This window comes from Mucilaginibacter sp. P5_A4, from assembly GCF_056400605.1.
Window position 1 is genome coordinate 19,534 of the sequence record NZ_JBFUKX010000001.1, and the last position, 19,568, is coordinate 39,101.

The following is a 19,568-nucleotide window of genomic DNA, read 5'->3' on the forward strand; positions in this document are numbered from 1 at the left end:
GAACATTTATTTTGTGCCTGATCAGCCGGCTTATATAATTCAGGTTACACTCCTTTTTTGAATGATATATACCGCAATGTTTTCTCTCGCATATCATCTAAAGGTTAAGCGCTAATCAGCGAATAGCTCCCTGTTAATCTGCAGTTAAAGAAATAAAATGATAATAAATTCCAGGAATATTTTTACGATCAATACCCGTATCTCTCTATAATTGAAATATTATAATTATATTAAATTTTGGATTTTTTTTTTGCTCATGCAATAGTTATAAATAGCTATTTTGGTAAACATCGTTCAAAACATTACTTAGGTTTTTCTGCTAATTGAGTAATAGAAATGGAATATGAAAATCTCTTGTTTATAACATTACTAACGACGGGTCGCCCAGGCCAGTCCGTCTGCTCCACGTATATCAATGTGCCCGGTTACCACTAACGTTTTGAGGTCTACAACCGCAACATAGTTATCGGCCGTGCAGCCAATAAACGCGCGTGATCCGTCATCGTCTACCAGGATGCCCGCCGCGCCATGGCCGGTATTCAGGCGCTTCAATTCCTGGTGCGATGCCGCATCATAAATAAACAGATCGCCGGTTCGCAGACTCGTAATCAGCACCCGCTTGCCATCCGGCGTAAACTTGAGCCGGTTGGCCCCCAAAGCCTTCACATCAATTTTACCGGTTAACTTTTTGGCGGCGATATCGATGATTGAAATGGTTCCATCATCGGCGGCTGCGGCCCATAATTCCCGGCCATCGGGAGATACATCAAAACCCTCAGAACCCCCGGCCACCTGGATGACGGTCTGCACCCAGTCTCGGCGTGCGGGAGGCGTAAACCCCGTGGGTGAGGCTGCTGGTTTGAGCAGGCTATCCACCAAAATGCTTACTGTTCCTGCCGAGACGTTTGTGGTGTAAACCTTTTTACTATCGTCGGTTACGTAAATCATATGCGTTCTGTCCTGCCCTGTTCCCATGCTCCAGTCGAGTTTACCTGTTGCCGGGTCGTAGCGACCAACGGATTTGGAGCCCTCTGCACTAAACCACACTTTGCCGCCGGCAAATGTTAGTCCATGCGGTCCCATCAGGGGCCTTGTATCAATGGTAGGTAAAGGTTTTTGTGCCACAAGGTCAATAACATTAAGCTCATGTAAGCTGCCACCGCCGTAGATAGAAACATAAGCCGTCTTTCCATCAGACGATGCAATAACCTCATGCGGGTCAGGACCGACCGGTACCCGCGCAACAACTTTCAGCGTAACCGGATCTATGATTGCCAGGACATGGTCGGCTTTTGAAAGGGCAAGCAATGAGCGTGGTGGTGTAGACTGGGCGGCACATTCAGTTGTAGGGTAAACTAACAGGATCAATAAAAAATTTACAGCAAGTAATCTCATCGGAATGAATTTTACATACTTAATAGTCTTAAAGATTTGATTGTACACGGCGTCGTTCATATGATTCACAGATTACGAAGAATGGTAAATAATTTGATTGAGGATACACAACCATAAGCCGTACCCTTTCCTATAAACAAATATAGCGAACCCCCGCCAGGCTTTCTTAAAGACTGAGGGACAAATAGACAATGGCTGAAAGGCAACCGACCAGGAATTGTTTTTAATCGACCTAACCACGCGCCGGTAAACAACCGCGTAGGATACTATAGCGCATGTGGAAGAATCATCATACAACCGGTGCCCGCAAGCCGGTCAATAATTATTAATAGTCGTTTTCCTGTTCCGGCTGCAAAAGAGCATCGGAAGCAGGAAATTTCACCGCAGATTATTTACCTGTTTCCGAGAATTTAAAACAACGATTCAGAAAAAAGCTGCCGCACACGCAATTACGCAACGGGTCTGTTGAACCAGCAGCGAAAAGTGACTAAAGCGCATTCAACCTGAGCCGGCGCCTGATTCTAAATTAGTTTCTTAAAAAGATGATGGTCCGTGATTGCTTCCGAATGGAAATCTATTAACCCTACCATGTGAGTGATCATAATGTGCATGATCCCGGTACATTTTTGGAGTAAGAGCTTGGCCGTTCAGCAATTCTGCTTTAATAGTTTCAGTCTTATCAGGCTGATTAACCATAGTAGTTTTCTTCTTCATGACGAGTTCTCCTGAATTTAAGGTTTTTTTTGCAATTGGTTATACTAATATAAGCACAAAAACACTCATTTCCAATAGCATTTATAGAAAAAATCGTAGGAAATGCAGAAAATATGTTCATTTTATATTTATAACAATATTTATCTCCTTTGACAAAAAAGCTTTCGTTATTTATAAACGGGTTTTCGGGTTAAAAATCAAGGCAAAGGATTATTGAATTTGACATAAGGTGAACAGTGCTTATTCAGGCACACTTACCAGCATGCAGCTATGTTGAGCGGTTTTGTGCGTATTATAGATCAGTATATTCTTATACACTAATGCTGCCTCTGGCTTTTTAATCATGTGTTCTGGAACCGTCAATTGGCCGCTTACAAAATTACAAGCCAGCCAAAGCGCAAATGATGATGCCGTGGGATATTCTCCACAGAGGTGCTTAAAGCGTGCAATGGGGGTTTCGCGATTCATCAATTGTTCACATGCTGTGTAATACGCTAACGCGCGCTTATCGCCGTTTTCACCGCTTAAAAGCAGATCTATCTTTTCACCCGGCCGTAAATTTTTTAACAAAAAATGTTTAATGTGTTGTTTTACAATATGAACATCGGTACTGTGAATGGTGGTGATTCCTTTTAATTGAGCTAACGCGTTTACTTTATTGTTACTCACACAAAACATTGCGGCACCTTCGCCAGATAAACTTCCTTTTGTATTTGATTTATAGAGATCACTATTGGTGCAGTCTTCTTTTTTAAACCAGCCTGCAAGGGTATCCAATGTATAATTATTGCCACATATCTCATCAACTCCACCTAACAGATAGGTATTTTGAGGATGTTCATTAAGCAGCATTGCCGTATCTATAACCGCGTTTTCAAATGCGAGCCCCCGGTGAACATGGGTAATGTTATAATTTTTATTATTACTGACCAGCGCAATCTGCGATGAAATAGTATTGGGTGTACCCTGCACAAAATTGCCTGGAGTAAGCATATCCTCATTATATTCGATGATCTGGTTAAGGAATTTACCGTTCTCTTCCATCCCGCTCACCTGGGTACCAATAATAATACCATTGGGTTGCTCGCCATCTGCAAGTAAAGGTAATGCCGCTCCTGCCCCCATACGGGTGCTTTTGCTCATCCGGCGAAGGGCGTTTGGCGTAAAATGCGGATATTTCGGTTCGATGGCTTTCAGCTTATTCTCAACCGAAGCGCGCAACTGTTCAATGTCAATCTCTCCGAAGCTTTGTTGGGGCGAGATACAGGTGGCTTTATTGATGTAAAACGTCATCACTATATTTTTGAAAAAATTAATGATGTACAATTTCCGCCAAAACCAAATGAGTTCGACATGACGTGCTTTATTTCTGCGGGCTTATAAGCTTCAATCGGCTGCAGGCCAATATCTGCTATTGGTTGCCTGAAATTCAAATTAGGATACAATTCCTGCCTGTGTATATTTAAAATACTATACACCGCCTCAATAGCGCTGGCAGCCCCAAGAGTATGCCCGGTAAAGCCTTTGGTAGATGCAAAACTGGGCATGGTACTAAATACCTTTAACATGGCGCGGCTTTCTACCTCATCGTTGTTCTCGGTGCCGGTACCATGGGCGTTTATGAAATCGATGTCAGCAGGATTTAAATTGGCGCTGCTTAACGCGTTATTCATGGCCAGGTAAGGACCGTCTCCCTCTGGCGATAGGGATGATGGATGATAAGCATCGTTGGCGTTCCCAAAGCCGCTTACTGTTGCATATGCTTTTTTACCGGCCGCATCCGCTTCTTTTTCCAACACCAAAAATGCTGCTCCTTCGCCTAAATTGAGTCCCTTACGGTTTTGATCAAATGGAGCGCAAGCTTCGTCCGAAAGGATACGCAGCGCATTAAAACCGTTCACAGTAAACTTTGCCAGGGCATCTGCCCCGCCAACAATTACCCGGTTGGCCAGCCCGTTTTTGATTAGCCTGCAGCCATACATAATGGCATTTGCAGACGAGGAGCAGGCCGTATTCATGGTATTTACCACACCAGATATGTTATACCTGTTTTGTATAAACAGGTATACCGATGCATAATCATATGATCTTACGTATTCAATATTGTCAGAATCTCCGTGGGTATTGGCGTAAAGCTCATCGGTAAGGCACATGCCGCCAACAGTGGTTGCCCCAACTAATGCCGTATCTTCCGACGACAATTGTGCTCCTGTCAGGCCCGCGTCAGCTATCGCTTCTTTAAAGGCATGCAAGGCTAACAAGGTTGTGCGGGTAACGCCCTGCTCCGTAACACCAAGTGTTGTTTTCAACGCTCCCGTACTCATCAAAACCTCTCCAAATGGCAGAATACCGGAATAACGGGAAGGGAAGTTGCCTCCGCCTTTTATAACGCCGGTTTTGCCATTAACCAATGCAGCATGATTTTCATCTGCCGAATTGCCAATAGCACTAATCACCCCCATACCGGTTACCAAGATCCTGTCCACTGCCGTAAACGTTTATTTTTCCCTGTGTTGCTCAATATAAGAGGCCATGGTATTTACATCAATCAATACTTTGCGCCCCTCTTTAGGATCCTGTATGTTGATGCCGTACTCGCGTTTCAAAAGCACTATCAGTTCCAATGAATCGATGGAATCAAGGCCCAGGCCATCACCAAATAATGGCTCATCATCTTTAATGTCTGCCGGAGTAAGGTCGGTTAAGTTAAGGAATTGAATTATCTGAACTTTTAACTTCTCCTTTAATTCTGCTATTTCCATCATTATCTATATTAAATTTTTTCTTTTTAAACCAAGGTACGTTAGCCCCTGGAACACCAAAGTAATTCCAACCAGTGGTATTATACTAACCATCACATCCATTAAGCCTGCATTCTCTAAAAATAAGCTATAATACGCTTGTATACACCAATGTAATGGCGATAACTGGCTAATTGTTTTCAATGTGCCCGGCATTACAAAAGACGGCACCATTAATCCGCCGATAGCCGCTAATATTACTATGGATACCGCCCCGAAACCGTTGGCCTGTTCCTGGGTATTTGCAAAAACGCCTATGCAAATGGCATAGCTTACCGCGCAATAACCGCAAGCCAAAGTCACGATAAACAGCCCGAATACATCGGCGGGTAAATTTAAAGCAGGCAAATTAATGTACGGAAAAAACCACAACCCAAGCGAAAATATAACTATTGCCTGGAACATGGTAACACCCAAATAAGTTATTTGCTTTGATAGCAAACCCACCGCGTAATTAGTTGGCAATGTTTTTAGCCTGATAAAGCTACCGCTAATCTTTTCTCTTACCACACTACCGCTTAACGACATAATGATAAAAAACATGGCAAATATCGTCCATGCCGGTACATTATGTTGGGTAGCATCCGGCGCTTTTGCAATGCCACTTTTTGATACCGGTACCTGGCTAATTTCGGCTTTGCCATTCAGCATTTCGTTTTCCAGTTGCTGCGGCATCTCCTTTTCGTTGATGGCAAAGTAAAGTGTACGCAAAGTCTCGCGACTTTCTACAATCTGCAGCGCACTTGCTAAAGCCCCATTTACCGAAAACCGCATCGACTCGGGTATTGATGGATTGTAATATAATATAAGCGGTGTGGCGCCGGCTAATTTTACTTCCTTTGTCGAATCGGCCTGCAAGCCAAAACTTTTCAATGCTTTGTTTGATGAGCTTTTGGCTTTGGCTTCTATTTTGGCCGAAAAATCAGGTGGGATGGTCATGGCCAACATGGCATCGTTTTCGCTCATGGCATCGGCAATTTGCCGCCGGTTTTGACTTTTATCAACCCGCATCACTTTAAACAGCCCTATCTTATTGATAGTTGTTATGAGTTGGGGGCTCAACTTTCCTGCATCTTTATTACAAACCAAAACCGTTAGCTTGTTTTTATTCATGAGCTGAAAAGTGCTGTTCTGGATAGTGGTTACTACAATAACCAATATCACGGGCATAATAAACATAAGCGATATCCCCACCTTATCGCGCAGCAGGATCCTTACGTCTTTTACTATGGAGGCCCAGAGTTTAAACATCAGTTCCTGAAATCCTTTCCGGTTAAATTTAAAAACAGGTCTTCTAAATTCTGATGATCATATTCTTTCAGCAGCTTATCCAAATTACCTTCCCGTACAATTTTGCCATTATCAACCAGGGCAATCTGCTCGCATAAACCCTCGGCCTCACTCAACTGGTGCGAAGTGTAGATTAAAGTTGTGCCTTTTTTATTCAATGCCATTAAATAATTGATGATGGCGTGGCGCGTTTGTACATCAACACCAACAGTTGGCTCATCCAAAAACAATATCCTTGGATTATGGATCACTCCAATAGCCAGGTTGATCCTTCTTTTCATCCCGCCGCTAAAGTTCTGAACGGGTTTATCACCCACATCTGATAAGCCAAGGATATCCAGCAACTCTTTGGTTCGCTGAGCAATTTCCTTTCGGTTTAAGCCATACCATGCACCAAAAAATTCCAGGTTCTCTACCGGGCTCAGTTCCTGGTAAAAGGAAAAATCCTGCGGTACAAAACCAAATAGCTTATTTACCACTTTGCTTTTTGTGCCGATGTTGTGGCCCAATAACTCAATCTTTCCTGTATCCGCTACCAGCAAACCAGTCATTAAATTCATAAGCGTGGTTTTGCCGGCACCGTTGGGGCCAAATAAACCAAAACGTTCGCCCTCGGTTATCTTTAAATTAAGGCCATCATAGGTAACGCCCGAGTTTCCCGGATAATGGAAACCCAGGTTTTCGATATTTACAGCTAAAGAGGTCACGACTGCCATTTTATATTTTTCAGGACTGTAAATGCTTTCTTTTCAATTTCGGCTATCTCCAACAGGTAATCGCCCATCACATTAAAATCCTCCTGGCTGCCAATCCGGCCTTTGTATATTCCCGCGGCCTGTACTGCGGCTGTACGCCACATATCACCAGCCTGGGTAAACATCTCGGATGCCTGAAGCAAGGTATCATTTGGCAGATAATCATTTGCCTGCTGTAAAAACGCGGCGTATATATATCTGAAACCGCCACCGCCTGTACCAATCTCTTCCTGCATACGTACCAGTTGGGCCAAGTAAAGCCCGGCAGTATGTAGTCCTAATTTATCCCGCCAGCCTTTAATTTTTTTGCCTGTATATTTTATACCACTTACCCCGGCAAACGTGCCGGGAATGGATAACATATTAAACACGTTTTTCCTGATACCGCTTTTTATGGCACTTTTTATTTGTTCATCAGTAATTTCCTTTTGATTACCGGGATAGTAAAGCTGTCCCCTGGGTGCTAAAGCCCCTTTGGCAAAACGCACGCGCTCCAACTCGTAACTTGTTAAGGTTGTTGCATGCTCCATAATAGGGTCGCTTATCAGATAGTTATCCCCCTCCTTGCCAAAAACAATCAGGTTATGGGCGTTAAAGTGAAACCGGTATTCTTTTGGAAAGTACGAAAGATAGTAAACCCCCACCTGGCAGCCAACCGGGTTGCCGGCGTTAAGGCTCTCCAATAAAAAAGATTCTGCTTTTTCCTTCGAGCCAAATTTCTTCTGCACAACAGGCACCCCCAGTGATTTACAGGTACGGTTAAATATAAAACCGGGCATCGAGCGGAAAGCGATAGCCGGCCCGTTATTTACCTTTATCAGGGGCACGTATACAAAAAACAAGCCTGCACCAATACCAAAAGCCAACGGCTCTGTTATTTTTCCGTTGGATATCTTTTTTAATAAATTACTGGTAACTCCCGATTCGCAATGTGCCGCCTGCCCATGTTCAAAATCAATCTTCATGCACATTCATACTTTTTAGCTCATCAACCTTTACATTAAAGGCCCCGGCATATTTTTTCAATTTTTTTTCTGATAATTTATTAAACACTTCGGGTTTTAGATGCCGTTTTATCTGCCATTTCCAAAACCCGGTGTAATCGGCCAAAATACTAAGATCCATCAGCCTTAACTCCATAAAAAACAGAAGTGGACTTGCCTCATTATTTAATACCTGCTGCTTTGCTTTGGCAATACGCCCCTCTATCTCCTGCCAGGCTACATCAAGCGCTTTTATTTTAACATCCCATCCGTTGCTAAGCTGGGTAACGTATTTGCCCGTGCTATCCGTTGCATAGCAAACCTCCCTGGTTATTTTTCCAAGCGAACTCAGGTCCTGCGGTACGTTTTCTTTTTTCATGACAGATATATCTTTCCGCTTAGCATACGGTAAGCATCGCATACATATACGAGAATCTTGAGCTTTCGGGTACCAAAAGCAAGATTTTTTCGCCAACTTTTAATTTACCACTATGAAACAGCTCGTTTATCATCAGGTAAACCGAGGCCGCGCCAACATTACCAACTGTATACAAGTTCATAAACCATTTTTCGTAAGGGATGCCCCCTCCATAGATCTCGACCATTTCATAAATTTTAGGCCTAAAAAAATCGCTGGAGATATGCGGTAAAAAGTAATCAATATCCTGGGTTGTTAAGCCTCTTTTTTCAAAGATCTCTTTAATTTTCTGCCCCCCAAGCGGAACAATATTATCACTCAGCAACCCAATATCCTGCTTAACGCTAAAGATAGATTTGTTCCTGATCTCTTCGGGTGTAAAATCCATAAAACCTTTCAGCGTTCCATCAGCCTGTTTTTCGGCACCCATATACATACAGGCGTCCATTTGGTTGGCGTATGATACACCTTCAATCCATTCTACCCGCAAACTCAGGCCTGTTTTATTGGGTTTATCCGTCATTAAAAATGCCGAAGCGCCATCAGACAGCATCCACCTTAAAAAATCTTTTTGGAATGCGATGTACGGGTTTTCGCTCAACTCTTTTAGTTTTTGAGCTTCTTCCTCAAACACATCAGATACCAGCAAACCCGAAAACCTTTCAGATCCTGTAGCTACAGCCTGCTTAATCTCGCCAGATTTGATGGCCAGGTAGGCATATTTTAACGCATGCATCCCGGCGCAGCAAACGCCAGATGGCGATACTACTTCAATAGCGCCGGTTTCAGGCAACCAGCCATGAGTCATTACACCGTGGCTCGGCATCATCTGATCTGGCGACGAGGTGCCGCATGACAGCAATTCTGTTTCATCTATTTTAGCTTCCGTATTTTTAAATAGCTCCTTTACAGCCAAAGCCGTCATTTGCGCATTGGTGTGAGTAGCTTTTTTATTTTTATCTAAGGCGTAATACCTGGTTTTTATCCCATTGTTACGCAATACAATTTTTTTTGATTTTGAGGGCTTGTTGTCAATATAACCCAAATACAGCTCCATGTCATCACTCGCGACAGGCTCGTTAGGCAGGAAAGCTGATGTGGTATTTATATAAACCTGATTAAAAGACATGTATATGTTAATTTAATTGTAAATAATGGTTCATTTTATCCTGAATTCTTTTTCCAAAAAAAGGCTTAATGAAAATCATATCAAGTGTTAATAATATTGGCGCCCCAATAAACAAGGCAATAAAAAGATAATATTTAAATGCTGCAAGCCACGGCTCCTTTTTTTTCTGCCTGGCAATTATTTTTGCCCAAACTGCAAAAATAATTTTGGCCTTACCCTCTATAAACATCAACGGGTATTTAATGTTTACCGCGCCCTGCTGCATTAACTGATCCTGCAGACTTTCCCAATATGCCGTATCAATCCGGGCTGCTATTGTACGGCCAAATTTGGCGGTTTCCAACATTTCCTGCTCATTAATACCGGGCTTGGGGAATATATTTAAATAACGTTCTTTTTTACCGGTTAGCATCCAGTAAAAAATGGTAATAAAACTTATAGGGTTAAGGTGCCTGTCAACCAGTGCAATATTGCCTACCAGTTTGGCGCCCGCATCCTGGAGAGATTTACGTACGCGTTCAAAAGCATTTAACCACATGTTACGGGCAGCGCTGATGGTAACAACTGGGGTATCTTTTAAAACCCTGATAAAGTCGGGGTGATTTAACAAAGAATTTGAAGGAATACTTGGCGATAAAAACCAGGGTTGATAGCCTAAAATGATCAGATCGTATTTTGTTTCTTTCAGGGTGAATGGCTGAATCTGGGCAGGTACACTTAAAACACAATCGGGCATCACATTAAAAAAGCTGGGGCCGGTCCACGGGAACGGATAGCTATTCACCATTTTTATCACAACCTTTTCAACCGAAAAGCCCGCGTCAATAATCGGTTGGGTAAATGAGTTGATGATATCGCCCATCTGGCCGGATTGGGTGTAGTAAATAACTAAAACTTTCTTATTCATTACACTGCTGGTTTAAGGTCTTCTGGATGCAATACCTTCGAGGTTTTACTATAATCAACTACCGCTCGTTGTACAACAGGCGACAGGCTGCTAAAGTTTTTCAACACCATGTTTTTGTCCTTTTCAATATCAGTGCGATAACGAACAATTTTAGGAGCTTTCTCCTGGATCACTAAACGCAGGAAATGCAGATCCGTATTATCCGGATCGGCAAGCAAAGCTGTTTCCAACTTAATGCGGCCTGCTTTAAAAAAGCGTAGCTTATCTTTCGGCTTGCTCACCAGGCTGGCTTTTTTCATTAATAAAGCGCCCTCATATCCGGCTTTAACTTCGGCACCGGCATCAGTAAAAACGGCTAATTCCTGGTTAATCTCCTCGATATCATCAGATGCCATTGCTTTATAAAAAGCGGCTCTTTCCAGCTTTTGCGCCAAAACTTTTGTATTGCCCGCAAACAAAATCACCAGGGACAAACAAACAAAAGCAATGCGACTTTTTATATAATTCTTCATAAACCTAACCAAATGTAATAAATAATACGTGCTGCACAAACCACCTGCTTGCTTTACCACAATAGTAGTATGCGCAACCTTTTAACCCACATTTAGTTTTAAGTTTTTACTGCGGGTAAAATTAAAGCAATACTATTTAAGATGTTTTATATTGATAATGGTTTAACTTATAGTCTAATAAATAGTAGTTGAACCATTAAAAATCGGTTTTCTTTCGCTTACTTTGGGGTTTGATTTTTTTTAAGGAACTTAATAGCATAAATATTTAACAGTATCTTCCCGATAATAAAGTATGATAGTAGCAATAAGCGGTTTACATGGATAAAACTCAACAGTTTGCTGGCTCCTGGGCTGTAATTTTAGGAGGATCGAGCGGTTTTGGTTTTGCGACGTTAGAAAAATTGGCCGCGCATGGCATGAGCATTGCCGTTTTGTACCGTGAAACTGCCATTACCGAAAAACCGCTTAAAGAAAAACTTGCCACAATTGCGGCAGAAAACAGCGTTACCATTTTACCCTTTAATATAAACGCGCTTGAACAAGCCGGTCGCGATTTATTTTTAAAACAATTTGCCAAGGTTGCTGTACATAAACATTGTGTTAAGTTATTGCTGCATTCTATAGCCCGGGGCAATTTAAAACCGCTTGCTGCAGAAGCTGATAACGTTTCCGTTCTTTCAATTGAAGATATACAGGCAACAACCTACGCTATGAGTAACAGTTTGTTAGACTGGACAAGGCTGTTGTTAGAAGCCGGGCTTTTTAACGCCGATGCAAGAGTGGTTGGCCTTACCAGCGATGGTGCGCATAAATATTGGGAAAGCTATGCGGCAGTATCCATTGCGAAGGCATCATTGGAGAGCCTTACCAAATACATGGCGGTTGAGTTTAGCCGCTACGGGTTAAAAACAAACCTGGTACAGGCGGGCGTTACCGAAACACCATCGTTAAAAAAGATCCCGGGCAGCGATAAGCTGATAGCGTTGGCCGCTGCCAACAATCCCATGGGCCGCATAACCAGGGCAGCAGATGTTGCAAACGTAATATATATGCTTTGTACCGATGAAGCATTTTGGATAAATGGTTCATTAATTCATGTAGACGGGGGCGAGCATTGTTTATAATTATTAGTTTTTGATACATGATGAATAACCATATTCTTAACCATTTACCATATAAATCCACTTTTCGTTTTATTGATAATATCACATCGTTAAATGAAAATGGAGTTACAGGCGATTTTACATTAAAGCAGGATGCCTTTTTTTACGAGGACCATTTTGAAGGCAACCCGGTTACACCCGGCGTTATCATTACCGAAATTATGGCCCAGATAGGATTAGTTGTGTTGGGTATATTTTTAATTATGAAAGAGCCGGGGAATGATTTTACGAACGACTCATCCTTATATCCCGTGCTTACATCAACCGATGTTTCTTTTTATAAAATGGTTTTGCCGGGCCAAAAAGTTACGGTTATTTCCAAAAAACAATATTTTCGTTTTGGTAAGCTAAAATGTACCGTCGAGATGCTGGATAGCTCAAAAGAGCTTGTAGCACGCGGAACATTTGCCGGTATTATTAAACATATTGATATAAAATGAGCAGGCGCGTAGTAGTTACAGGAATGGGTGTGGTAGCGCCAAACGGAATAGGGATCAGCGCGTTTTTAAATGCCATACAAAATGGAATATCTGGCATAAAGTTTATGCCCTTGTATGAGGAGCTTAAATTTAGCTGCCATGTTGCCGGCAAGCCGGATTTTGTGCTCGAAGATCTTAAAAATAAAAACTACATATCCGAAGTTACCTTTCATGGTTTAAAGGGAACCAATATTGGCTATGGCCTAATGGCCGCCCTTGATGCCTGGGCTGACGCCGGCTTGGCTTATGATACCGACGAGCCCCGCTGGGAAACCGGCTGCATTTTTGGTAACAGCGTATCTGATACCGAAGCCATGAAAAATGTAATTACCCGGGTTGATAACAAAGAAGCAAAAAAATTGGGTTCACGCGTGGTTGAACAAGCCATGAACAGCGGCGTTACCTCCTACATATCGGGCAGGTTGGGCCTTGGCAATAAGGTGATCACCAATTCGGCGGCATGTGCTACGGGTACCCAGGCCATTTTAATGGGATACGAAACCATTAAAGATGGTTATGCCAAACGGATGCTGGTTGGCAGCAGCGAGTATGTGGATACTTATGTATTCGGCTCGTTTGATTCCATGCGGGTACTGTCACGAAAGTTTAATGATCAGCCTGAAAAAGCTTCACGGCCAATGAGCATCACGGCCGGTGGCTTTGTTCCCGGATCGGGCGCGGCGGCTTTAGTTTTAGAAGACCTTGAATTTGCCCTTGCCCGGGGAGCAAAAATTTATGCTGAAGTTTTGGGCGGATCAACCAACAGTGGGGGGCAACGTACAGGTGGATCCATGACGGCGGCCAACCCGGTGGGCGTGGTAAGGTGTATAGAGGAAGCCATGGCCAATTCCCGGATCGGCGGGCATGATGTTGATCTAATCAGCGGCCACCTGACTGCTACTAATGCTGATATGCAGGAGATTCAAAACTGGTGCAAGGCCCTGAACAGATCAGGTGACGATTTTCCGCTGATGAATTCCCCAAAATCAATGATCGGCCATTGCTTAAGCGCGGCTGGTTCAATTGAATCGGTGGCATCAATATTGCAAATTGTGCATGGCTTTGCACACCCTAATGTTAACCTTGATGATCCTAATCCGGAAATAAGTAATTATATCGGCTTAAACCGTTTGCCTGTTTCTGTAGTCAATAAAGAAATTAATATCGTTGCAAAGGCTAATTTTGGCTTTGGCGACGTTAATTCCTGCTTAATATTTTCTAAATTTAACCCTAATGACACGACAAGAAATTTTAATTGAACTAAAAAAGGTTTTATCGCCATATACCCTTGATAAAGAAACACTGGCTAATATTGATGAAAGCACCGACCTTATTAAAGACCTAAAAATCAATTCGGCTAATCTTGTTGATATCATTATTGATGCCGAAACTAAATACGATATCGAGATAGACTACGATGCCGCCGATAAAATGGTGAACGTGGGCGGCTGCATTGATGTAATAGAAGAAAAAACCAACCAGCAAACATGATCATAAGTGCCGGTAATGATATTGTAGACCTCGGGATCATCGACGCCAAACGCACAAAAGATCAAAGGTTTTATACAAAGTTTATTACCGGTACCGAAACGGCTTTGCACGGCCAGCCCCACCTGGCCGATATGCCGTTTGAGTGTTTTGTATGGATGGTATGGTCGGTTAAAGAGTCGGTTTACAAGTTCATGCAAAGGCACAATCCCAGCCTTGTATTTTCTCCCTCAAAAATTGTAATTAAGCAAATTGAATCCCCCGGGGCCACTGTAACCACGGCAGTAACCCAATCTGAAATTGAAGCAAAAGGCTTTAATTCTCAAATCACCTACAACGGCACTGTTGCTTTTGGGGCAGATGCATTCTATTCGCGGTCCATAGTAAGTTCCAGTTACATTGCCACATTTGTTAATAATACCAATGAACTTGAAAATATTTATTGGGGTATTAATAGGATAAATCAAAGCGAACCGGAATACCAATCAAAAGCAGTGCGGCAATTCCTGTTAAATAAGCTGGCTACTGTTTTAGAGCCAGGCGATTTAACTATTATCAAAAACCCCTCCGGCTGCCCGGTTTTGTTTAACGGAGATAATGAGGTAGATGTGCCGGTTTCGGTAACCCATCATGGCCATTATATAGCGTATGCGTTTTGAGGGATGAACTTATTTCAGGAAGTTAAGGCTTCAATCTTTTTAATATCGCGATAGCAAATATACAGCGGGATAAAACCGAAGATGCCGAAACAACAATCGATACAGCGCCAGTAAATGGGGATGCCGCGAATGGGGCCGGCTATAAAAGCCAGTGGGAACACCATAACACAGGCTATCATTCCAAACTGAATTACCCAGATATTTTTAACCGGATCTTTTAACGGTGCGATGAACACAGTGGCAATAACCAGGTGACCAAAAGCAAGCCAATCGGTGCCGTAGCTTAAATAGGGATAATTTTCATTGGTTGTTTTTACGGCCAGGTAAACTTTTGTTATCCAACCCTGCATAAAGGATGGAAATATATTGGCATGCGCTGCCAAAAAAGCCAGCTCACTTTCAATGGGGAAGGCTGTTACCCCGCTTAATACCAACCCGATAATGAATACGATAACCCAGGTTTTAACTTTTTTGCGCAGTTGTTGTTCGGTTTGCATCACGGGTGTGAATTTATGATTATTTTGTGCAAAGATGAGGAGTTGCACCGGGGAAGTTCAAAGTTGCCATTTTAAGGGAAATTAGATGGATTTTATTATATTTGTTTCAAAGGAAATGGTGTCTTCCTACTTAACCGCCCTAAAAAGCTGATGGCGCCTGCAATAATTAACCCGCGGGATTTATCCTGCACTAATTTTTTGTAGGTGAAAAATTTTCAGATCAAATCCATTTCAAACACACCCCGCCGTTTAATACAGCGCGTTTTTCTTTCTCCAATCCGGTATTATTTAAGGTATCCTGCATCAGTATTTCTATGTCGAAGTTTCTATGCTTTACTAACAATCAATCAGTTTTAAAACTAAATTAGCATCGCCATACAATGAACGATAAAGTATTTCTGTCAGAACATTTTTCGATAGTGAAAAACCTGTTGAGGTGGACACTCCTCATCATCCCCATAGCGATAGCGATTGGCAGCATGGTGGCTTTGTTTTTATGGCTGCTTAACTGGTCTATTCATTTCAGGTTTAAACATCCTTACCTATTGTATTTTTTACCAGTTGCTGGTATTGCTATCCACTTTATATATAAACTGGTTGGCGGCTCGTCCGAAAAAGGAAACAACCTCATCATAGATGAGATCCATCAACCCGGCTGCGGCGTCCCTAAGCGTATGGGGCCGGTTGTACTGCTCACCACCATTATTACGCACCTATTTGGCGGCTCGGCAGGGCGCGAGGGCACAGCGGTGCAGATAGGCGGCAGCATTGCCCAGGCATTTGGCAAATGGTTTAAACTTAATGAAGCCGATACCAGCATTGTACTAATTGCCGGTATCGCGGCTGGCTTTGGTGCGGTTTTCGGAACACCGCTAACCGGGGCCATATTTGCTATGGAAGTTTTAACCATCGGCCGCATTCAGTATAACGCGCTGCTGCCATGCTTAATAGCAGGTATTATTGGCGATGTTACCGTTGCCACATGGGGTGTTCACCATACTGCGTATCATATTGCTGTTTTGGCAGTCACCTCCCATGGGTATGCAGCATATACCGCTTTTGATTTTTTATTGCTGGCTAAAGTCATCATTGCATCTGTGGCCTTTGGTTTGGCCAGTTACCTGTTTGCCTACATGGTTCATGGCATTAAAGCATTTTTTGTAAAAAGCATTTCCAAACAATGGATCATACCTGTAGTTGGTGGATTAATCATTATCGGTTTAACAGCTCTAATAGGCAAACCCGATTACCTGAGCCTGGGGATCGATCCTGAACATGTGGGCGCTGTCACCATTCCATCAGCATTTAACGCCGGCGGCGCCGGTACCTGGAGCTGGCTCTGGAAAACTATTTATACCACAATCACCCTGGCAAGCGGCTTTAAAGGAGGCGAGGTTACTCCTTTGTTTTATATCGGGGCCACCCTGGGCAATACCTTGTCTGTGTTAATGGATGCACCGGTTAGTCTTTTTGCAGCACTGGGCTTTATCGCCGTTTTCGCGGGCGCAACCAATACACCTCTGGCCTGCACATTTATGGGTGTTGAGCTTTTTGGCGGGCAATACGTACTGTTTTTCGCGGTGGCTTGTTTTACAGCCTACTTTTTTAGTGGCCATTCGGGCATTTACGGTTCGCAGCGAATAGGCGTAGCTAAAATACAGAGCCGCTTTTCTGATGCGGCCACTATAGCCGAAGCCGGTAACCGAAGGCTGACTTATGTACAGAAAAAACTGGAGAAATATAAGCTAAAGACTAAAACAAAAAAAGACTAATTGTGCTGTTCGGGCTTTTTAGCCGGACTTTTAACTGTATCCTTTGGAGTTTTCACCGGCGGCGGCAATGGAACGGGCGGGGTTTTAGCAACCGTATCTGCTGTCGTTTTAATCGGCTTCTGCTTTGTAGTATCCGTTTTAAGCAAACTATCCTTGCCCATTAACAATGGCTTTTTCAGGCTATCGGCAACAGCGGGCTTACCTGGCTTTGTTCCGGGCAAATTGGTTGGCTTGCCTTTTACCGGTAATTTGCCTCCCGGTGGCTTTACATCAGGCGCCTTGCGCGGCGAGATGATAGACTCCTTTGATACAGGCCTGTCCTTTGGTTTCCAAATAAAACCTTTTAATATCTTATCATCCTCTACTACTTTTTTTAGGGGGAGATAGCGATTCTCGGGCTTGGTCATAAAACGGATACTGGTAAGCTTACTGTTTTTAAAGAATACCACCATACGGCTGCTGAGCGATCGCTGCATCCCCTCAACCGTATTGCTCACACTATCCCGTTTAAAGTATATGCTTTCGGCATTTCCAACCGTGTACATCTTATCCAGCTTATCGTTTTTAAAAAAGCCGCGCATTTTTTTCCCTCCCATCTGGTTAAAAAACAACGAATCATTCTTTTCGATATTTACAACAAATGCCGAAGGGAACAGCTCCATATTGTCCATTTTTTTGTTCCGCATTTGCACGTAGATTGTATCGCCGGATAGTTGTGAGCCCTGTGTCCAGAACATAGGATTTACATAGCACCTGATGGTAGAATCGCTGTTGCTGTAAAAAATCGAGTCGGCCTTTCCCTGCAGATCCGATTTAAACAATTTTGCGTGATGATGCGCTATCACAATCCTCACACGCGCCGTATCCTGCAATTTAATTTCGCGTTGGGCAAATACCGGGTCCCGCTTAATCTCCTCGGCCCGTATACTATCCTGCCTTGCTTTTTTTATAGCCGATAATTTATCTTTTTTTATTTGCGTAGTATCTATTATCACTTTGGGATGGCCAAAAAAATCAGTGTGCCTGTAGGTAGTGTCTTTGGGTATCGAAAGCCTTCGGGCCACCAGTGCTTTGGATAGTTTTTTACTTTCGGTGATCTGTTTCCTTGCTGCCGTTGATGTATCGCGAACATAGGAAAAAGCCAGCCGTTGTTTTTCCTGGTACAGCTTCAGGTTTTTATAGGTCAGTATCTGGGTTTCCAGCGTATCGGCCGTCATATAAACAGAATCCTGCTTTACTTTTTTGGCTTTAGCTGTATCTGCCGGGGCCTTTATATTTTTTGTATCCTTAACAGGTTTAACCGCTGCTGCCACCTGTGCCAAATTGCCTATCTTCTTTTTGACATCGGCCGGGTTTATGTTTTTTGCTTGCGCGGATACCCCTTTTACTACGGAATCAATTTTAACCGAGTCCTTTTTTGTTAATTTAGGTTTAATCTGGCCCGCGATATTGGCCACATCGGCTATATTTTTAATCTGCCCCGGTGTAACCACTTTATTAGGAACAGTTAACTTCCGTGCCGCGGAATCAATTTTAGCCGAGTCTTTTTTTGATACAACAGTATTAGGCTGAATTTGCCCGGCCAGGTTTGCCATGTTGGTTATCTTCATGGTATTGGGTGGGGGCTTCAGCGTTTTGGTTTTAGCAGTAGGTGTTGCGGGCGGCGCCGAATCTGTTTTCGTGGTGTCTTTCTGTTCGGTAACCAATACCATGTAAGCGTTTTGGGTAACCATGGTGCGCTCATCGGCTTTGAAATATTCGGCCAGGTTGCCCTTCATGGTTATCTTTTGTTCCCGGTCAATAAAGGTGACGTTTTTAACCGCCCGGCCATATCCTTTCAGCTTATCATAAAACAAACTATCGCCTTTTAGTGATTTTGTACCTTGCTTATAGTGATTTTTTTTGCCGAAGCGCGCCTGTTCTGTAACGGTATTGTACTGCCCGTTCTCGGTATACAAAGTATCTTTGTCTTTTTTGCCGTAAATATTGGTAGGGCCATAAAAGAATGCGATGCGGGTACCCGTGTTATATTTCATGGTATCGGTTTTAATGATAGCATCAACCGTATTTAAAACCACATCATAACGAAAATAAGAGTCGCGCGAGAAGGCGAAGTAGTAGCCGTTTTTACTGGTGAGCACATTATCTTTATTAATAAGCTTACCGCCGCCTGTATAAGTTCCTATGCGCGTTGCTGTATTGTAGGTAAGGTAATCGGTGGTAAGGGTTGCGTCCTTATCTACCATTTTAACATTATTGGTTAAAATGGCAATTTTTGTATTACCATTATAGTTTAACTTGTCCGAATAGATGTTCAGCGTATCACCCTGGTTAATGTTTACGTTACTAAAAGCATCAAAAGCATTATCCTGCGGATAGAAATAGGCGCTATCTGACCGTAAGATTGAAAAATCCTGTTTAAAAACCCCCTTATAAACCTTAATAACATCGCGGCCATTTATTATTGCGCGGGTGCTGCTTTCTGATTGTATCAGGTTTACAATTGATTTTTTTTGAGCCATAACTGCGGCCGCCATCATCAATAACAAAAAGCTTAAAACATATTTTCTCACTGCGGCAAAATTAGTTTTTTGTTGGGGTTATTA

Annotated in this window: 20 protein-coding genes and 1 riboswitch; of the genes, 6 read left to right on the forward strand and 14 right to left on the reverse strand. The window is 42.8% G+C overall.

Annotation, left to right across the window (positions count from 1 at the left end; all coding sequences use genetic code 11):
• Positions 1 to 369: 369 nt before the first annotated feature.
• The 12 genes from AC1DQW_RS00075 to AC1DQW_RS00130 all read right to left on the reverse strand — a co-directional run bounded on the left by AC1DQW_RS00075 (position 370) and on the right by AC1DQW_RS00130 (position 10,904).
• The gene (locus tag AC1DQW_RS00075; protein WP_477452268.1) at positions 370 to 1,395 is read right to left on the reverse strand and encodes a hypothetical protein; all 1,026 of its coding nucleotides are present in this window, start codon (positions 1,393 to 1,395) and stop codon (positions 370 to 372) included.
• 534 nt (positions 1,396 to 1,929) lie between these two features.
• Positions 1,930 to 2,109, reverse strand: a complete 180-nt coding sequence (locus tag AC1DQW_RS00080) for a hypothetical protein (RefSeq protein ID WP_477412903.1) — start codon at positions 2,107 to 2,109, stop codon at positions 1,930 to 1,932.
• 240 nt (positions 2,110 to 2,349) lie between these two features.
• Positions 2,350 to 3,402: a hypothetical protein gene (locus AC1DQW_RS00085; protein ID WP_477452269.1), complete on the reverse strand. Its 1,053-nt coding sequence runs from the start codon at positions 3,400 to 3,402 to the stop codon at positions 2,350 to 2,352.
• A 2-nt stretch (positions 3,403 to 3,404) separates the two neighbouring features.
• Positions 3,405 to 4,595 (reverse strand): beta-ketoacyl-[acyl-carrier-protein] synthase family protein, encoded by a 1,191-nt coding sequence (locus AC1DQW_RS00090; protein ID WP_477452270.1) that lies wholly within the window; start codon positions 4,593 to 4,595, stop codon positions 3,405 to 3,407.
• 12 nt (positions 4,596 to 4,607) lie between these two features.
• Positions 4,608 to 4,874, reverse strand: coding sequence for a phosphopantetheine-binding protein (locus AC1DQW_RS00095; RefSeq protein ID WP_477402027.1), 267 nt, complete (start codon positions 4,872 to 4,874; stop codon positions 4,608 to 4,610).
• A gap of 3 nt (positions 4,875 to 4,877) precedes the next feature.
• Positions 4,878 to 6,161, reverse strand: a complete 1,284-nt coding sequence (locus AC1DQW_RS00100; protein ID WP_477452271.1) for an ABC transporter permease — start codon at positions 6,159 to 6,161, stop codon at positions 4,878 to 4,880.
• The gene (locus AC1DQW_RS00105; protein ID WP_477452272.1) at positions 6,161 to 6,916 is read right to left on the reverse strand and encodes an ABC transporter ATP-binding protein; all 756 of its coding nucleotides are present in this window, start codon (positions 6,914 to 6,916) and stop codon (positions 6,161 to 6,163) included. The genes AC1DQW_RS00100 and AC1DQW_RS00105 overlap by 1 nt, the downstream gene beginning before the upstream one ends.
• Positions 6,904 to 7,920, reverse strand: coding sequence for a BtrH-related acyltransferase DarH (gene darH / locus AC1DQW_RS00110; protein WP_477452273.1), 1,017 nt, complete (start codon positions 7,918 to 7,920; stop codon positions 6,904 to 6,906). Before darH ends, AC1DQW_RS00105 begins: the two co-directional genes overlap by 13 nt.
• The gene (DarG, locus tag AC1DQW_RS00115; RefSeq protein ID WP_477412888.1) at positions 7,910 to 8,317 is read right to left on the reverse strand and encodes a flexirubin biosynthesis protein DarG; all 408 of its coding nucleotides are present in this window, start codon (positions 8,315 to 8,317) and stop codon (positions 7,910 to 7,912) included. The genes darH and DarG overlap by 11 nt, the downstream gene beginning before the upstream one ends.
• A gap of 19 nt (positions 8,318 to 8,336) precedes the next feature.
• On the reverse strand, positions 8,337 to 9,485 hold the full coding sequence (gene darB, locus AC1DQW_RS00120; RefSeq protein WP_477452274.1) for a dialkylresorcinol biosynthesis protein DarB: 1,149 nt from the start codon (positions 9,483 to 9,485) through the stop codon (positions 8,337 to 8,339).
• Positions 9,486 to 9,492: 7 nt separating this feature from the next.
• Positions 9,493 to 10,392, reverse strand: a complete 900-nt coding sequence (locus AC1DQW_RS00125; RefSeq protein WP_477452275.1) for a hypothetical protein — start codon at positions 10,390 to 10,392, stop codon at positions 9,493 to 9,495.
• The gene (locus AC1DQW_RS00130) at positions 10,392 to 10,904 is read right to left on the reverse strand and encodes a hypothetical protein (RefSeq protein WP_477452276.1); all 513 of its coding nucleotides are present in this window, start codon (positions 10,902 to 10,904) and stop codon (positions 10,392 to 10,394) included. The genes AC1DQW_RS00125 and AC1DQW_RS00130 overlap by 1 nt, the downstream gene beginning before the upstream one ends.
• Before the next feature lie 317 nt (positions 10,905 to 11,221).
• Here AC1DQW_RS00130 and AC1DQW_RS00135 point away from each other — a divergent pair, with 317 nt between their 5' ends.
• From AC1DQW_RS00135 to AC1DQW_RS00155, 5 genes are read left to right on the forward strand one after another with little or no spacing between them, the layout of a single operon-like run.
• The gene (locus tag AC1DQW_RS00135; RefSeq protein WP_477452277.1) at positions 11,222 to 12,028 is read left to right on the forward strand and encodes an SDR family oxidoreductase; all 807 of its coding nucleotides are present in this window, start codon (positions 11,222 to 11,224) and stop codon (positions 12,026 to 12,028) included.
• Between the two features lie 17 nt (positions 12,029 to 12,045).
• On the forward strand, positions 12,046 to 12,507 hold the full coding sequence (locus tag AC1DQW_RS00140; protein WP_477402520.1) for a 3-hydroxyacyl-ACP dehydratase FabZ family protein: 462 nt from the start codon (positions 12,046 to 12,048) through the stop codon (positions 12,505 to 12,507).
• Positions 12,504 to 13,805 carry a beta-ketoacyl-[acyl-carrier-protein] synthase family protein gene (locus AC1DQW_RS00145; protein ID WP_477452278.1) on the forward strand — a complete coding sequence of 434 codons (1,302 nt, stop codon included), beginning with the start codon at positions 12,504 to 12,506 and terminating at the stop codon, positions 13,803 to 13,805. The genes AC1DQW_RS00140 and AC1DQW_RS00145 overlap by 4 nt, the downstream gene beginning before the upstream one ends.
• On the forward strand, positions 13,780 to 14,037 hold the full coding sequence (locus tag AC1DQW_RS00150; protein WP_477412876.1) for an acyl carrier protein: 258 nt from the start codon (positions 13,780 to 13,782) through the stop codon (positions 14,035 to 14,037). Before AC1DQW_RS00145 ends, AC1DQW_RS00150 begins: the two co-directional genes overlap by 26 nt.
• Positions 14,034 to 14,693, forward strand: coding sequence for a 4'-phosphopantetheinyl transferase superfamily protein (locus tag AC1DQW_RS00155; RefSeq protein WP_477452279.1), 660 nt, complete (start codon positions 14,034 to 14,036; stop codon positions 14,691 to 14,693). The genes AC1DQW_RS00150 and AC1DQW_RS00155 overlap by 4 nt, the downstream gene beginning before the upstream one ends.
• Before the next feature lie 14 nt (positions 14,694 to 14,707).
• On the opposite strand, the gene AC1DQW_RS00160 is transcribed toward AC1DQW_RS00155, so the two are convergent.
• Positions 14,708 to 15,190, reverse strand: coding sequence for a hypothetical protein (locus AC1DQW_RS00160; RefSeq protein WP_477452280.1), 483 nt, complete (start codon positions 15,188 to 15,190; stop codon positions 14,708 to 14,710).
• Between the two features lie 102 nt (positions 15,191 to 15,292).
• Positions 15,293 to 15,357: riboswitch (Fluoride riboswitch) on the forward strand.
• 213 nt (positions 15,358 to 15,570) lie between these two features.
• Here AC1DQW_RS00160 and AC1DQW_RS00165 point away from each other — a divergent pair.
• The gene (locus tag AC1DQW_RS00165) at positions 15,571 to 16,962 is read left to right on the forward strand and encodes a voltage-gated chloride channel family protein (protein ID WP_477452281.1); all 1,392 of its coding nucleotides are present in this window, start codon (positions 15,571 to 15,573) and stop codon (positions 16,960 to 16,962) included.
• Here the strand turns inward: AC1DQW_RS00165 and AC1DQW_RS00170 are convergent.
• A complete protein-coding gene (locus AC1DQW_RS00170) occupies positions 16,959 to 19,535 on the reverse strand; it encodes an OstA-like protein (RefSeq protein ID WP_477452282.1) in 2,577 nt (858 codons plus the stop codon). The two genes, AC1DQW_RS00165 and AC1DQW_RS00170, sit on opposite strands and share 4 nt — an antisense overlap.
• Positions 19,536 to 19,568 lie beyond the last annotated feature (33 nt).

What these genes read in the sequence shown, in the direction of transcription:
- AC1DQW_RS00075 (WP_477452268.1), bottom strand. Translation starts at nt 1,395, where the DNA reads ATGAGATTACTTGCTGTAAATTTTTTATTGATCCTGTTAGTTTACCCT.
- AC1DQW_RS00080 (WP_477412903.1), bottom strand. Translation starts at nt 2,109, where the DNA reads ATGAAGAAGAAAACTACTATGGTTAATCAGCCTGATAAGACTGAAACT.
- AC1DQW_RS00085 (WP_477452269.1), bottom strand. Translation starts at nt 3,402, where the DNA reads ATGACGTTTTACATCAATAAAGCCACCTGTATCTCGCCCCAACAAAGC.
- AC1DQW_RS00095 (WP_477402027.1), bottom strand. Translation starts at nt 4,874, where the DNA reads ATGATGGAAATAGCAGAATTAAAGGAGAAGTTAAAAGTTCAGATAATT.
- AC1DQW_RS00100 (WP_477452271.1), bottom strand. Translation starts at nt 6,161, where the DNA reads ATGTTTAAACTCTGGGCCTCCATAGTAAAAGACGTAAGGATCCTGCTG.
- AC1DQW_RS00105 (WP_477452272.1), bottom strand. Translation starts at nt 6,916, where the DNA reads ATGGCAGTCGTGACCTCTTTAGCTGTAAATATCGAAAACCTGGGTTTC.
- darH (WP_477452273.1), bottom strand. Translation starts at nt 7,920, where the DNA reads ATGAAGATTGATTTTGAACATGGGCAGGCGGCACATTGCGAATCGGGA.
- DarG (WP_477412888.1), bottom strand. Translation starts at nt 8,317, where the DNA reads ATGAAAAAAGAAAACGTACCGCAGGACCTGAGTTCGCTTGGAAAAATA.
- darB (WP_477452274.1), bottom strand. Translation starts at nt 9,485, where the DNA reads ATGTCTTTTAATCAGGTTTATATAAATACCACATCAGCTTTCCTGCCT.
- AC1DQW_RS00125 (WP_477452275.1), bottom strand. Translation starts at nt 10,392, where the DNA reads ATGAATAAGAAAGTTTTAGTTATTTACTACACCCAATCCGGCCAGATG.
- AC1DQW_RS00130 (WP_477452276.1), bottom strand. Translation starts at nt 10,904, where the DNA reads ATGAAGAATTATATAAAAAGTCGCATTGCTTTTGTTTGTTTGTCCCTG.
- AC1DQW_RS00135 (WP_477452277.1), top strand. Translation starts at nt 11,222, where the DNA reads ATGGATAAAACTCAACAGTTTGCTGGCTCCTGGGCTGTAATTTTAGGA.
- AC1DQW_RS00140 (WP_477402520.1), top strand. Translation starts at nt 12,046, where the DNA reads ATGATGAATAACCATATTCTTAACCATTTACCATATAAATCCACTTTT.
- AC1DQW_RS00145 (WP_477452278.1), top strand. Translation starts at nt 12,504, where the DNA reads ATGAGCAGGCGCGTAGTAGTTACAGGAATGGGTGTGGTAGCGCCAAAC.
- AC1DQW_RS00150 (WP_477412876.1), top strand. Translation starts at nt 13,780, where the DNA reads ATGACACGACAAGAAATTTTAATTGAACTAAAAAAGGTTTTATCGCCA.
- AC1DQW_RS00155 (WP_477452279.1), top strand. Translation starts at nt 14,034, where the DNA reads ATGATCATAAGTGCCGGTAATGATATTGTAGACCTCGGGATCATCGAC.
- AC1DQW_RS00160 (WP_477452280.1), bottom strand. Translation starts at nt 15,190, where the DNA reads ATGCAAACCGAACAACAACTGCGCAAAAAAGTTAAAACCTGGGTTATC.
- AC1DQW_RS00165 (WP_477452281.1), top strand. Translation starts at nt 15,571, where the DNA reads ATGAACGATAAAGTATTTCTGTCAGAACATTTTTCGATAGTGAAAAAC.